The organism is Ruegeria sp. HKCCA4633, assembly GCF_013034605.1.
GTDB lineage: Bacteria > Pseudomonadota > Alphaproteobacteria > Rhodobacterales > Rhodobacteraceae > Ruegeria.
Window position 1 is genome coordinate 18,430 of sequence record NZ_WQGJ01000015.1, and the last position, 13,827, is coordinate 32,256.

The window sequence follows — 13,827 nt, forward strand, 5'->3', positions numbered from 1 at the left end:
CGTCCTTGTCTTCGGTCAAGCTGTCATTGTCATTGCGCGGCCATTGGCCTGCGGGCCAATTGACATTGCGTCCATAATTCACCCAAAGCAGATACCAGTCGATCCACGTCTTCGGTGGAATGCACTGGGGAAGGTGTAATCCGTAGACGTTCCGTTCCCTTGGGGACGGTTGGATAGTTGATCGGCTGGATGTAGATTCCATAGTCACGCATCAGCACGTCAGAGATGAAGCGGCACTTGACCGGATCGCCGACCATGACCGGAATGATGTGACTTGGGTTCGGTGTATGCGGAATGCCCAAATCGTCCAGCCTGTCTCGTACCTCGCGCACGCGCTGCTGGTGCAAATGTCGTTCCGAATTGCTTTGCTTCAGGTGCCGAACCGAAGCGGCAGCTCCTGCGGCCACGGCGGGAGGCAATGCAGTGGTGAAGATAAAACCACTGGCAAAGGATCGGACAAAATCCACCAGCTCTTTCGACGCCGCGATGTATCCACCAACTACGCCGAACGCCTTGCCCAATGTCCCCTCAATGACGGTTAGCCGATCCATCAGGCCTTCGCGTTCGGCAATGCCTCCGCCGCGCGGTCCATAAAGCCCTACGGCGTGAACCTCATCCAAATAGGTCATCGCGCCATAGCGATCCGCCAGATCACAGATCTCGGCAATTGGTGCAATGTCGCCATCCATGGAATAGACGCTTTCGAACGCAATGAGCTTCGGTGCATTGGCAGGCAATTCAGCAAGGTGCCTTTCAAGGTCCGCCACGTCGTTGTGTTTCCAGATACGCTTCTGGCACCGACTGTGGCGAATGCCCTCGATCATCGAGGCATGGTTCAACTCGTCAGACAGGACTGTGATGCCAGGAATGCGAGACGCCAAGGTTCCCAAAGCAGCCCAGTTCGAGACGTACCCGGAGGTGAACAGCAATGCAGCGTCCTTGCCGTGTAAGTCAGCAAGCTCCTGCTCGAGCAAAACATGCTGGTGGGTGGTTCCAGAGATATTCCGCGTTCCGCCTGCCCCGGCACCACACTCATCGATCACCTTGTGCATTGCTACAATAACACTGGGGTGCTGACCCATCCCCAGATAATCATTAGAGCACCACACAGTGACTTTCTCGGGACCATTTTCCGCGTAGCTACGCGCTGTCGGGAACGCGCCACACTGCCTTTCGAGATCCGCAAAGACCCGGTAGTTCCCTTCCTCTTGAAGCTGGTCGAGTTGACCACGAAAAAACTGCTGGTAGTTCATTTCAGTTCCCAACGGCTTCTTCTACGATCCCGGACAACAGGGTCTGAACCTTTTGCATTGGTCCATCAGGATAGCTTCGGTATCCAACCATCACACCATTGTCGTCTTCGGCTACAAAAATCCCATAGGGGCAGAAGCCAATATTCATTGGGTCGGCTTCCATGACCTCGCGCGAGATTTTTGCCGAGCAGAAAATGAAGATATCCGCGGCCGCAAATATTTGCTTGTCGCTGCCAACATCTGCGCCTGTTCGATTCAGCATTTCCCCAACATGGCTCACATAGTCGATGACCAGTCCCTGTCCCACAATCGCGGACTCGACTGCAAATGTCGCGTCATCAAAACTACCGTCGAAGGGGGTAGTGATGATCTCTTCTGCAAGCCCTTGGCTCGCCAGAACAGTGGAAAACGCGGCCGCGGCGATAAAGTGTTTCATGGTTTTAGTCCTCCTCCTGAACCGCATTTTCTCAGATTGATCATCGGGGTCTTTGACACCGGTCAAAGCCCCCGATTGCCTCAACCAAACATGTCCGACGTGATACCGGCGTACCAACCAAGAGACTCTTCGTAAGTTGCTTTCCTGAGGTCGGCATCTTCTCCGGTCTGGCTAATAAAGCCGTCAACTTTGGCAATCTTCTCAGGTGTCGCCTCGTAGGTTGCGCCAACCTTAACGCCATCATTGGTATCGATCAGCGACCAACATGTGTTCGAGAACTTGGCCGGGAATACTTTAGACCCGGTCAACGCACTTCGCACGGCGTTCGCGCAAACTTTCGCCTGACTGTTTGCCGAAAACCCGGATTTCGGCATGTCACCCTGCTGGCTGGCATCACCAAGAACATATATGTCCGGATCGGCTTTGGAGGACATGTCCGCAGCGTTTACTGGTGCCCAGTTGCCGTCGGTTACTCCTGCCATTTCCGCAATGCGGCCGGCTTTCATCGCTGGGATTACATTGCAGACATCAACCTTTGTCTCTTCGCCGTCGATGGTCACCGTCATTGCATCCGGATTCACGGATACATTGCCACCGCCGAAATCTTCGCCGATCCAGTCAACCATTCCTTCATAGTTGTTTCCCCAGCCTTCTTGGAACAACGCCATTTTCGAGAACTTTGGCTTCGGGTCGGCCACAATGATCTTTGCTGTCGGATTATTCTTCTTCAAAACATGCGCAACCATCGAAGTCCGCTCATATGGCCCAGGCGGGCAACGGAAGGGGTTAGGAGGAGCGACCATCGCGAAGGTACCACCTTCGGGCATTGCCATGATTTGCGCTTTCAAAAGCTCTGTCTGTGAACCAGCTTTATAAGCATGCGGCATCTTATTCTGGGCCGAGACGTCCCAGCCCTCGACCGCTCCATCTACAAAGTCGATACCCGGGCTTAGAATCAGCTTGTCATAGGGAATTGACCCGCCACCCGCCAAGGAAACCGTCTTGGCATCGCGGTCGACCCCAGTGGCCCAATCATGCACGACGTTGATACCGTAGTTCGCGGCAAGCGTGCCATAGCTGTGAGCGATGTCCGATAGCTCCTGAAAACCTCCTAAATAAAGGTTTGAGAAGAAACAGGTGTAATAGGTCCGAGACGGCTCGATCAGCGTCACGTCGACCTCTCCTTTGCTGTCCTTTGCGATGTACCGCGCGGCAGTTGCACCGCCCGCACCGCCACCAACAACCACTACTCGGGGCTTGCCTTGAGCCAGCACCATCGGAGCAGATAGCCCGGCGGCCACGACCCCGGCGGCTCCAAGAAATACTCGTCTATTGAGTGTCATCGCGTTTCCTCCCCTTAGGCACTTTCACTCTGGATTATTGAAGTATGCGGCCAATGCCGCGATCTCGTCATTGCTCAGCCGCCCGGCGATCATTTGCATGACTGGATGTGGCCGCTGTTTGTCCTTGTAAGCGTGCATAGCGACTACGAAGTCTTCGTCAGGCCAATACACAATCGAAGGAATGCCCTCATCGCCTCCTTCGATCTGGTGGCATGTTGTACATTCGCTGCTGAGATATGCGCCGTACTCAGGATCTCCTTGTATCGCCAGAATCGCGGGATCGATCGAATGATCCGTTCCTTTCGCCGTTGGGTCCGCTTCTGGGATGTCCTGAGGATTGTCAGAAAACGCCCGCAAATAGGCGACCACGTTGGCTCGGTCTTCCGGGTCCTTCAAACCGCGAAAACTCATCCTCGTGCCTGACGCAAATGCGCGTGGATTTTCGATGTAGGCGGACAGTGTGTCAGCGTGCCATTCCAGACCCGAGTTGCCCGCGCGCACAAGGCTCTTGGAGTAGTTGAAACCCTCCAGTCCTGCGGCCTTACGCCCAAAAACACCGTTCAAGTGCGGCCCGATTTTGTTTTCGGCTCCTTCGCCGACCTGATGGCAGCCTTGGCATTGGGCGAACACCACTTTCCCTGCTTCCGCGTCGCCAAGGTCTTCTGTTGCGTGGGTCGATGGAGCGATCGAAACCAATACCGTTGCGCAGGTTAAAAGGAACGACCACCGCATGATCAGCTTCCGAACGACTTTAGGTAGACGATCACAGCTTCAATATCGTCTGGTTTCTTAAGCCCGGCGAAAGACATGCGCGTGCCTTTCATATAGTCTTTGGGTTTTGTCAGGAAGGCCGCCATTTCTTCATCAGTCCAAATGAGACCTGTCTCGGCCGCAGCGTTCATAGCTTTGGAGTATTTGAAACCTTCTACCGACCCTGCGTTGGACCCAATAATTCCGTTCAACGCTGGTCCCGTGCTATGCTTTGCACCTTCACCGACCTGATGGCAGGACTTACACTTCTTGAAGACCTTTTCTCCGGCGGCGAGAAGGTCCGCTGATTGGTCAGACTCTTCGATTTCCTGAACAGCCAGTGTTGCGGCGGCCTCTTCCTCAGGCTTTGGCGCTGCGGCTGGAATGAACGAGGGCCCTTCCGCCGTGAACGTCGGCAACCCGTCCGCGCTGGCTTCATTCATGACCGAATTCGAACCGCCTTCTGGTGGCGTCTCAACCAGAAAGACAGAACGCATAGTAACCGATGCCTCTGTTTTGCAGTTCTCCATGCAAGGCTCTTCTCGCCATTCCGCGTATTCCGTCTCGGGTCGAACATCGACAACAAAACCGTCCATATTGTACATCTCGAAATCGGCGAAGTTTTCGTTGCTGAGAACGAAATCGTCATCCACCAGATCATTGGAATAAAGGATGTAGGCGACAATTGCGTATGTCTCGTCCGCTGTCAGCGTGCCCGCTTCACCAAACGGCATCGACCGAGAAATGTAATCCCAGGCGGTGGACAAATGCGGCCAATAGGACCCAACGGTTTTTACAGGATCTTCATCTGCAAGTGTATCGAAACCACCTGCCAGAACAGGCCAATTGTCGGCACCTTCGGCAAACTCGCCGTGACAAGACGCGCAACGGTCGACAAACACTTCTTCTCCGGTCCAGACATCGCCTGATCCAACCGGCAAGCCACGCCCGTCGGGCAAGACGTCAACGTCCCATGCCGCGATCTCTTCCTCCAGAGCAGGACGTCCAAGCCCATAAGTGCCATCCTGGCTGGGCGCGGGTGCGGTCAGGTTCATCCCGGTTGCGACCCGCTCGGCCGCCGCTGTCTGGATTTCTTCAACCTTGGCCACCAGTTCGGCAGCCCGGCTGGCCTCTGCTTGCGCGTTTTCCTGGGCTTTCGCTGCGTGCGCCTCAACCTGGCTGATCCGGGTTTCCAGGGTTTCTATCTGCGATTGGCCGTAATTCCGGTTCGCAATAGCCACAGCCGCCGCAAGCACCAACGCTGTGCCGCCAAATACGGGCAGGAAAACATGACTAAGAGACTTCGACATTCTCAGCGATCCCTTCTGCGCTCACGTACCAAGTCTGGATACAGTTGTTGTGGTAGACCGAGTTCTCTCCGCGCTTTTCGCGCAGTTGGTCTTTGGTCGGCTGAACATAGCCGGTTTCGTCTATCGCCCGGGCCTGCAAAAGCATTGGTGCTCCGTCCCAGTTCGTGTCGAGATAGAAGCGCGTCAAAGCCTTGCTGTCGCCCTGCTTGCCAAGACGCGCTGTCTCCCAGGTAATCCCACCGTCCTTGGACACATCAACCCGCGAAATTTGCCCGTGGCCTGACCAGGCAAGCCCGGAAATGACCAAGGGTCCCGGTCCGTGTTTGATGGGCATTTGCGGGCTGGGTGAAGTAATGACGGATTTTGCATCCATCACCCAAGTCCATTTCTGGGCTGTGCCATCGGCGTAGACATCGGTGTACTTTGATGTTTCTTCACGGCTTTCGACCGCCATATCGACGACTTCGATCCGGCGCAGCCACTTGACCCACATGTTGCCTTCCCAGCCAGGAACAACCAGTCGCACAGGATATCCGTGCTCCATGCGCAGCGCTTCACCATTTGCCTTGAAAGCCACCAACACGTCATCCAGTGCTTTTTCCATCGGGATGGAGCGGCCATTGGATGACGCGTCTGCGCCTTCAACATAGACCCATTTGTCGGGTGAGATATCAGCGCCTGCTTCCTGCAACAGCGTCCGCAGCGGAACGCCGGTGTATTCCATGTTGTGAATCATGCCGTGGGTGAACTGGACGCCATTGAGTTGAGCACCAGCCCACTCCATACCGGTGTTCGCCGCACATTCGCAGAAATACACATGGTTTTCGCGCGGGAACCGCTCGATGTCGTCGTAAGTAAATACAAGCGGGCGATCGACCAGCCCGTTGATCATCAGACGATAATCCTCCTTGCGCAACTCGATCGCGCCCGAGTGATGACGCTCAAATGCGCAACCTTGCGGAGTGATCGTGCCATCAAGCGCGTGGATTGGTGTAAAGTTGATCGACGAAATCGGAGAGGCGGTCAGCCATTCCACGTTGCGGCGCACAACATGGGATTCAAAACTGATCGGCATGCCATAAGGTGACTCATCGACACCGGCACCTGTGTAAGACGCCCAATCCTGCAGCTCTGTTATCAGAGGATCGGGCGTGTCTGCCACTGCCGCACCCGCAACTGATCCTGCGGCGACCGCTGCACTGCCTTTCAGGAAGGCCCGGCGGGACGGTTTGAACGCGTCATCCATATCTCTTAGGTCTCCATCTGTTTCTTAAGCACCGACAACATCGACACTGGTGTTCTCTTGCACCGTTACGGTGCCAAGGTTGCGAATGTGGCTTTCGACGACATCCCAGATCGGCGGGCCTTCAGTGCCTTCGTTGACACTGGCCCAACCAGCCACGACGTAGGTTTTCGACGGATCAATCGCTTCACCCGTTTTGAGCAGGGTCATTTCGCTGATCCGCTGCCCTTGTGGTTTGGTCACATCGATGCGGTAGCCAAGCCCACCGACACGGACCATATCGCCGCCCTGCTGATAGTAGGGATCGGGATTGAACAGGTTGTCACCGACATCCTCAAGGATCACATGGATGAATTCGCCCGTCATTTCTGTGCGATAGGCATTGGGATACGACATCGATGTGACGTTCCAGACGTCTTCACGCGTGATGTCCTGCCCCGGCAGGATTGAGGGTCCCCAACGGACGCCAGGCGACATCGCGATGTCTGCCTCACGCTCTTTGATCAGGGCATCGCAAATCAGGTCATCCCAGGTGCCGTTGAAATTGCCGCGGCGGTAGAGCAACGAATCCGTTTTGCCAATCACCTCACTCAGCGCAGCCTCGTGAGGCGCGCGCTGATCATTTATCAGAGCAGTGATCGCAGGATCAGGAGCGATGACGTCCGAGAAGATCGGGATCAGCTTGTGCTTCAGCCCCATCATCTGCCCGTCCCTCACGTCGAGATCCACGCGGCTGACGAACTTGCCGTTCGAGCCAGACGCGATGATATGCGTTTTACCGACCAGAACCGGCTCGGGCAGGGCGTCATGCGTGTGACCGCTGAGGATCACGTCGATCCCTTGCACGCGGCCTGCCATCTTCTTATCCACGTCAAAACCATTGTGGCTGAGGACGACAACGACATCGGCACCGGCATCGCGAACCTCGTCCACCATGGCCTGCATGTTTTCATCCCGGATACCGAATGAATATTCTGGGAACATCCAGCCTGGGTTCGCGATTGGCATGTAAGGAAACGCTTGCCCGATCACGGCGACCTTTGCACCGCCCCGATCAAAAAACTTATAGGGTTGGAACAATTCTGCAGGTTCGTCCCACTCGGCATCAAAGATGTTCTGACCCAAGGCCGCGAAGGGCAAACCTTCGACGATTTCGTTAACCCTGTCGCTGCCCAACGTGAACTCCCAATGGAAGGTCATAGCATCGGGTTTCAGAGCGTTCATGACATTGACCATGTCCTGACCGGCCGTCTGATAGCAGGTGTAAGAACCGTGCCAGGTATCGCCCCCATCCAATAAAAGGGCATCAGGACGGTCGGCACGAATGGCGTTGATGACAGTTGAGACCCGGTCCAATCCACCGACCCGACCGTAGGTCTTGGCCAGCGCAGAGAAATCATTGTAGGTCAGCGCATAGGCCGACGGGCTTCCATCTTCGATCCCGTAGGCCTTGCGGAACGCCGCCCCTGTGACATGCGGCATCTGCCCTCGCGCATCGCCAATACCCAAGTTTATCTCAGGTTCACGGAAATAGATCGGCTTGAGTTGCGCGTGGATGTCGGTGACATGGATCAGGCTGATATTGCCGAAGGTCTCGAACTCCAGCAGTTGATCCTGCGTGAGGCTTTGCTGCGCAGCAACCTTGGCCCAGTTGCCAAACCCGGACGCCCCATAAAGAGCCGAGGCTGCCATTGAAACCTGCAAGAAGTCACGTCGAGAAATCATCTATCCGCTTTCCTGTAACACATATAAATGTGTGAATGTTATTTTCCTGAAAATCCCGCGCAGGACATTGCCCACGCGGGTCGTTCGTTATTGACGTACTGCTGGAGTTTCGACTGAAAGCCCGTTGCCACGCGAGGCCACATAGAGCTCAAGCGCACGGAACTCGTCCGATCCTTCGGCAAAAGTTTCCGCCCGCGTATCGCGAATACAGCCGCGGAAACGATTGTGGCGCGAGATCAGCTTGGCTTGTTTCAGACGATATGTCGGGAACCCATTGATCATGCCCTGGCTCAGGTGGTCGGCACGGATCATGTTGCCCCAGTTGTCTTCATGACAATTGGCGCAGCTAAGCTCCAGCTGACCATAGCGGGTGTAATACATCTCTTTGCCCTGTTCCCAATACGGGGCGGCATCGCCATCAATCGCGACATTCATTGGCATCCCGCGTGATTGCAGACCGATCAAAGCGACCATGCCCTGCATATCGCCCCCGGACCATTTCCAGGCATCGGCTTCCATGCGGTCCGTGCGGCACTTGTTGATCAGATCTTCCATGACGACCAGCTTACCAGTTTCGGCATCCACTTTCGGCATGGACGCCTGCAATCCCTTGAAGCTTTCCGCCCCATCGTGGCATGAGGCACAGCTCTCGCCAGCGGCGCCATCAACGGTCTCGAAGAGATCGGCGGCCTGATCGACGAAGATCATTGCAGGATTGTCGAAGTCATCAATTTGAAGCGCTTGCGTTTCATCCGTGCGAAAATGCCAACCCGAATAGATCGTGTCCAAATTTTCCAGATGTGCCGGAGCTTCGGTAACCGAAGTCATGTCCAACTCATCATTGATCACCAAATTGTCTTCGTCCGGTCCAGCCATCGCTGCAGCCGGGAAAACCAGAATTGCCGCGATCGCCGTAAGTGCCTTGGTATTCATTGGGTTCCTCCCTTGGTGGATCAGCGCCAGTTCCTCCTACCAGCGCTGATCTGCCTTAGTGGTCGAGCCGTCAGGCGATCTCGATCGTTTTCTTCTCATCGTAGACAGAGCCGTCATCATCGTACCAAGTGAAGACAAACTCACCGGCCTCGGGCACAGTCGCTTCGAACTGGAAATACGGGTTGGTCGAAATCGCCGGCTCCATCGTCACATCAACCACCATTTCTCCATTAAACTCGCAAGTGAAACGGTTGATGATCGAACGCGGGATGACGTTGCCTTCTTTGTCTTTACGCTGGCCGCTTTCCATCTTGTGGCTGATCAATGTCTTGATCGTAACGGTTTCGCCAGCAGCGGCTGTCTTTGGAACCTTGACGCGGGGTTTTACACCGGAAGCCATTGATTAATCTCCTGTTCTTCGAGGCGCGCGTGGCGATCAGCCGCCGCAGCCGCCGATTGTCACTTTTACGGTCGCAGACGCTTTGGCAAAGCTGCCATCTGCCATCTTCGCCACGGCAATGACATCCTGCGTTCCGGCAAGACGGATGCGGGTTGATGCGGCTTGCTCAGCAGCCAACGGACCGAAATTGAAGGTTGCAACGCCCGGTTCGGGGTTACCTGCAGCCACGATGAGAATTGCAGCTGCGCCCGGAGCACTGACTTCGATAGGTACAGTATTACCGTTTTCTGCGATTTCCGGTGCAGTCAATGTAACACCGCCGTCGGCCACATCTGCCCCGCCTGTAAATGCCGCAATGGCATCCTCAGCAGCTGCATTTGCCCGAAGCGGCATAATTGTCAGGAACGCGGCGCCCAGCCCAAGGGCCAGTGTCTCGCGGCGAGAGAGTTCCATTTTCAATCTCCTTTGATTCTTCGAAAATCCGCGCCTGAAAGCGCAGCTATTCTTCTTTCAGGGTCGCTAGAAACGCGACCACATCCTCGATTTCTTGTGCTGTCAGGATCGACGTCAAAGGCGCGGTTGGGGCTTTTCCGGTATAGGCGTCGCCCGGGCGGATATAGCCGTCATCCTTGTAGAACGCAGGCATCACCGTGCCTTCGAACGTCATCTTGGCATTTGCGACCAATCCGCGAAGTTCTGCTTCGGTCCAACGATCACCGGCGCCATCCAGCATTGGACCAACTTCGCCATGGAACGGGATGTCGGCCAAAGCCGAAACCGCGTGGCACGCGACGCAGTTGCCTTTTGACTTGTCCCCAACGATGAGCGCGCCATTAGCCGCGTCGCCAGCAGCACCGGTCAACGAAGCCTCAATGGCACCATAGTCGTCATAGGTTACGTCTTGCGGGTCTGTTTCTGCCGCAAATGCGGCAACGCCTGTCATTGCGCAGACCAATGTTAAGAGTCTCAGCTTCATGATCCCTCCCATTTGCTAACACGCCGACGGCGCCTTGCGACCCAAAGCCTTTGTGTACCGTAGTCGACGAGTACCGGTTGTCGCAACATTAAATTCATAATAATGAATTTTTTATTTATAACGGCAGCACTCAATCCTGAGAAACATTGTTTCGCTCTTGAATGCGCCGCGCATGATAACGTTGGAAATCTTCACCATTATCAAGCTCATATCGTTTTTCCTCGACCCAGGTGAAAAGGTCTAAGGTTGTTCCCTTTGAGAACGCTCCGGGCATAACAGCGACCGCAGCATCGATGGCTGTAGCGTCTTCTGGCACCTCTTCCGGCAGAAATACGAGCGTCGGGGTGAACAGAATCCCCCATTTTCGCATCAGCGCTCTTTGCTCATTTTCTTCCCCGTCAAAGTCGATGGCTGCGGTGCTGCCATGCAAATCCAGTTGGACGACAAAGAAATTCTCTTCGATGAACGCTGCAAGGTCAGGCTGGGGGAACACTTCTTCATGCATTTTCTTGCAATAGATGCAGCCTTGTTGCTCAATGAATAAAACCAACCGCTTGTCTTCGCTTGACGCCTCTTCAAGATCCTCACGAAGGTCTTTGAACGTGTCGCGCATCCACGGCGTTTTATGCAAACCGTCGTCGCCCAGTTCAGCGGCGAAAACTGCCCCGCCGATCAGACAAGCGATCAATACTGACAAAACTCGTTTCATGTCTTCCTCCCGAATTAACCAATGGCTGCCAGCCAAGGCATATGGTCGAGCATCCATTGTGCGACGTGATTGATGGAGTTGGTTGCGATGAGGATGCCGAAGAGCACCAGAAAGCCACCCATTGCCTTTTCGATGAGGGGCAAGTGCTTTCTGAACCGTGCCATCCATTGCATGAAGGGGCGGACCAGGAAGGCTGCCAGAACAAACGGTGCGGTCATTCCAACCCCGTAGACGAATAAAAGCACCGCTCCACGCCAGGCCGTTTCGGTTCCGGCCGCTGTAAACAGGATCGCGGCGAGCACCGGCCCAACACAGGGTGTCCAGCCAAAAGCAAACGCCAATCCAAGAACATATGCCCCAACAAGGCTTACATTTGATGTATCACCAACATCCGCTCGAAATTGGCGATAAAGGAAGCCGATGCGGATAATCCCCAAGAAATGCATGCCCATCACAATGATGATGGCCGCGGCGATCCAACGCAGGATGTCAAAATACTCTCGTACCAATTGCCCGAATATCGAAGCCGTCGCACCCAGCGCCATGAAGATCGTAATGATCCCGGCTGCAAATGCTATCGCAGAAAGCGTTGCCTTGCGACGAACGCCGCTGGGAATTGTAGAACCCGCAGATATCTGATCAATCCCGACGCCGGCCAGATAGCTAAGATAAAACGGCACGATAGGTAGGATGCAGGGCGACAGGAAAGACAACAGTCCTGCGACCAAAGCTCCTGCAAATGTAATGTCGAGCATGGTCAAATCTGTCCTGGCACGCTATCATTCACACATTCAAAATAATAAAAATATGTCGCTGCGGTCAATCGGAGCTTGAGATGCGTCACCTACTTCTGCTTTTGCTTGCAATCACGTTGCTTGTTTCTCCTGTGGTTTTACGGGCAGAAATAACGCTTTTGATGGCCGAGGAAGATGGGTGTATGTGGTGCGCACGTTGGGACGCCGAAATCTCGGAGATTTACCCCAAGACACCAGAAGGACATGCCGCTCCACTTCAGCGCATCGATCTCCACGCGGCTATGCCTGACGGCGTCGCATTGGAGCGCCCTCTCTACTACTCGCCAACCTTTGTTCTGCTGGACAATGGCCAAGAGGTCGGCCGGATCGAAGGCTATCCCGGCGAAGATTTTTTCTGGGGGTTGCTGGGCGTTTTGCTGCGTGACGCGGGGATATCGATTGAGACCTCTGGATAATCTGCGGCGCATTACATAAACTGTTATGAATGCGTGAAGCCAAGAAAGCGAGGCAATCTTGTTGGACAAACCATCGAAACTGCCAGTGTTCACAAAGGACATGTGCGCAGAAGACCTGGACAGAATGATGGAGAATGCTCAGACGGCGTCGAGTTTCCTCAAGGCAATTAGCCATGAAGGGCGCCTTATGATCTTATGCTACCTGTCCTCGGGTGAAAAATCTGTCACGCAGATGGAAGAAATGCTCTCGGCACGCCAGGCCGCCGTTTCTCAGCAACTTTCTCGCTTACGCTTTGAGGGCTTGGTCAAAACACGACGCGAGGGGAAAACGATCTACTACAGATTGGCGGATGATCGATCGACACAGATCCTGGAAGTCGTTTACGATCTATTCTGCAGGGAGAAGTAGAAGCCGCCAAAATACCCGCCAGCTTTGGGAGGAGACTGGCAATGTTTGAAGCATTGGGAGACGCCAACACCGTCGCCCTGATCGGTTTGATCGGTGGTATTGTGTTGGGCTTGGCCGCACGCATTGGCCGTTTTTGCACGTTGGGTGCAATCGAGGACTACCTTTACGCAGATGATGACCGGCGGCTGCGCATGTGGGCAATTGCGATCGGCGTAGCAATTGTCGGCAGCCACTCAGCCATGGCTTTAGGGTGGCTGGACCCTGTTGGAACAAGGTATCTTGCACAGACCTGGAACCCACTTGGGTCGATCGTGGGTGGTCTCATGTTCGGTTACGGAATGGCCATCAGCGGAAACTGTGGCTATGGCGCGCTGGCAAGGCTTGGAGGCGGCGACCTTCGATCATTCGTCATCGTTTTGATTATGGGTCTGTCTGCTTACGTTGTCATGTCCGGGCCCCTTGCATATTTGCGCGTTTGGGTCTTCCCCGAGGAAATGGATCTTGAAGGCCCCCAGAGCATTAGCTTCCTTGCCGAACAACTGACCTCTATCCCAGCTTGGCTCATTGGCGTGGTCATTGGCGTTGCGTTGATGATTTTCGCCTTGGCAAACCAGCGCTTCCGCCGCAATCCCGCACAGGTGTTTTGGGGATCTGTGGTTGGGCTGGCGATCGTATCTGGGTGGCTCGGCACGAATTGGGTTGCGACGCATGGTTTCGATGGTGAGCCAGTTCAAACCCACACCTTCGCTGCGCCCCTTGGCGACACAATATTCTACCTTATGACAGCCTCCGGAAACACTTTGTCCTTTGCGGTCGGATCAGTCTCCGGCGTTCTCATTGGTGCATTTTTGGGGTCCTGGTCCAAAGGTCATTTCCGATGGGAAGCATGCGAGGATCCACGTGAACTCAAGCGCCAGATGCTCGGCGCGGCGATTATGGGGCCAGGCGCGATCATCGCGGTCGGTTGCAGCGTCGGACAAGGTATATCTGCCTTCTCACTTTTGGCTTACAGCGCGCCTGTAACATTCGCTGCCATCTTCGCCGGTGCGGCGCTTGGCTTGAAACAACTCGTGTCTGGACTGTCCTTCATAACCGAGCGTTGAATTCACAGTTCAAATCAGAATTCACGT

16 protein-coding genes are annotated in these 13,827 nt (G+C 54.8%); 3 read left to right on the forward strand and 13 right to left on the reverse strand.

Annotated elements, in window-relative coordinates; translation table 11 throughout:
• Positions 1–29: 29 nt before the first annotated feature.
• The 13 genes from hemA to GOV85_RS20915 form a co-directional block, all read right to left on the reverse strand.
• Positions 30–1,253, reverse strand: coding sequence for a 5-aminolevulinate synthase (gene hemA, locus GOV85_RS20855; protein ID WP_171181835.1), 1,224 nt, complete (start codon positions 1,251–1,253; stop codon positions 30–32).
• Position 1,254: 1 nt separating this feature from the next.
• The gene (locus tag GOV85_RS20860) at positions 1,255–1,689 is read right to left on the reverse strand and encodes a DUF302 domain-containing protein (RefSeq protein WP_171181837.1); all 435 of its coding nucleotides are present in this window, start codon (positions 1,687–1,689) and stop codon (positions 1,255–1,257) included.
• Positions 1,690–1,769: 80 nt separating this feature from the next.
• Positions 1,770–3,032 carry an NAD(P)/FAD-dependent oxidoreductase gene (locus tag GOV85_RS20865; protein ID WP_171181839.1) on the reverse strand — a complete coding sequence of 421 codons (1,263 nt, stop codon included), beginning with the start codon at positions 3,030–3,032 and terminating at the stop codon, positions 1,770–1,772.
• Between the two features lie 24 nt (positions 3,033–3,056).
• Entirely contained in the window at positions 3,057–3,764 is a 708-nt protein-coding gene (locus tag GOV85_RS20870; RefSeq protein WP_171181841.1) for a c-type cytochrome, read from the reverse strand.
• A gap of 2 nt (positions 3,765–3,766) precedes the next feature.
• Entirely contained in the window at positions 3,767–5,092 is a 1,326-nt protein-coding gene (locus tag GOV85_RS20875; protein ID WP_171181843.1) for a c-type cytochrome, read from the reverse strand.
• Positions 5,076–6,338, reverse strand: coding sequence for a sulfite dehydrogenase (gene soxC / locus GOV85_RS20880; RefSeq protein WP_171181845.1), 1,263 nt, complete (start codon positions 6,336–6,338; stop codon positions 5,076–5,078). Before soxC ends, GOV85_RS20875 begins: the two co-directional genes overlap by 17 nt.
• 24 nt (positions 6,339–6,362) lie before the next feature.
• A complete protein-coding gene (gene soxB, locus GOV85_RS20885) occupies positions 6,363–8,060 on the reverse strand; it encodes a thiosulfohydrolase SoxB (RefSeq protein WP_171181847.1) in 1,698 nt (565 codons plus the stop codon).
• Positions 8,061–8,147: 87 nt separating this feature from the next.
• On the reverse strand, positions 8,148–8,993 hold the full coding sequence (gene soxA / locus GOV85_RS20890; protein WP_171181849.1) for a sulfur oxidation c-type cytochrome SoxA: 846 nt from the start codon (positions 8,991–8,993) through the stop codon (positions 8,148–8,150).
• Positions 8,994–9,063: 70 nt separating this feature from the next.
• On the reverse strand, positions 9,064–9,393 hold the full coding sequence (gene soxZ, locus GOV85_RS20895) for a thiosulfate oxidation carrier complex protein SoxZ (RefSeq protein WP_170380046.1): 330 nt from the start codon (positions 9,391–9,393) through the stop codon (positions 9,064–9,066).
• Between the two features lie 36 nt (positions 9,394–9,429).
• Entirely contained in the window at positions 9,430–9,846 is a 417-nt protein-coding gene (gene soxY, locus GOV85_RS20900; protein WP_058275041.1) for a thiosulfate oxidation carrier protein SoxY, read from the reverse strand.
• A gap of 46 nt (positions 9,847–9,892) precedes the next feature.
• Positions 9,893–10,369, reverse strand: a complete 477-nt coding sequence (gene soxX / locus GOV85_RS20905) for a sulfur oxidation c-type cytochrome SoxX (protein WP_171181851.1) — start codon at positions 10,367–10,369, stop codon at positions 9,893–9,895.
• 130 nt (positions 10,370–10,499) lie between these two features.
• A complete protein-coding gene (locus tag GOV85_RS20910; protein WP_171181886.1) occupies positions 10,500–11,078 on the reverse strand; it encodes a thioredoxin family protein in 579 nt (192 codons plus the stop codon).
• Positions 11,079–11,092: 14 nt separating this feature from the next.
• On the reverse strand, positions 11,093–11,833 hold the full coding sequence (locus GOV85_RS20915; protein WP_171181853.1) for a cytochrome c biogenesis CcdA family protein: 741 nt from the start codon (positions 11,831–11,833) through the stop codon (positions 11,093–11,095).
• 80 nt (positions 11,834–11,913) lie between these two features.
• Here GOV85_RS20915 and GOV85_RS20920 point away from each other — a divergent pair, with 80 nt between their 5' ends.
• The 3 genes from GOV85_RS20920 to GOV85_RS20930 all read left to right on the forward strand — a co-directional run bounded on the left by GOV85_RS20920 (position 11,914) and on the right by GOV85_RS20930 (position 13,800).
• Positions 11,914–12,288 carry a hypothetical protein gene (locus GOV85_RS20920; RefSeq protein WP_171181856.1) on the forward strand — a complete coding sequence of 125 codons (375 nt, stop codon included), beginning with the start codon at positions 11,914–11,916 and terminating at the stop codon, positions 12,286–12,288.
• Between the two features lie 100 nt (positions 12,289–12,388).
• Positions 12,389–12,697 carry a metalloregulator ArsR/SmtB family transcription factor gene (locus GOV85_RS20925; RefSeq protein ID WP_170514663.1) on the forward strand — a complete coding sequence of 103 codons (309 nt, stop codon included), beginning with the start codon at positions 12,389–12,391 and terminating at the stop codon, positions 12,695–12,697.
• A gap of 41 nt (positions 12,698–12,738) precedes the next feature.
• A complete protein-coding gene (locus GOV85_RS20930; RefSeq protein ID WP_171181858.1) occupies positions 12,739–13,800 on the forward strand; it encodes a YeeE/YedE family protein in 1,062 nt (353 codons plus the stop codon).
• Positions 13,801–13,827: the final 27 nt, after the last annotated feature.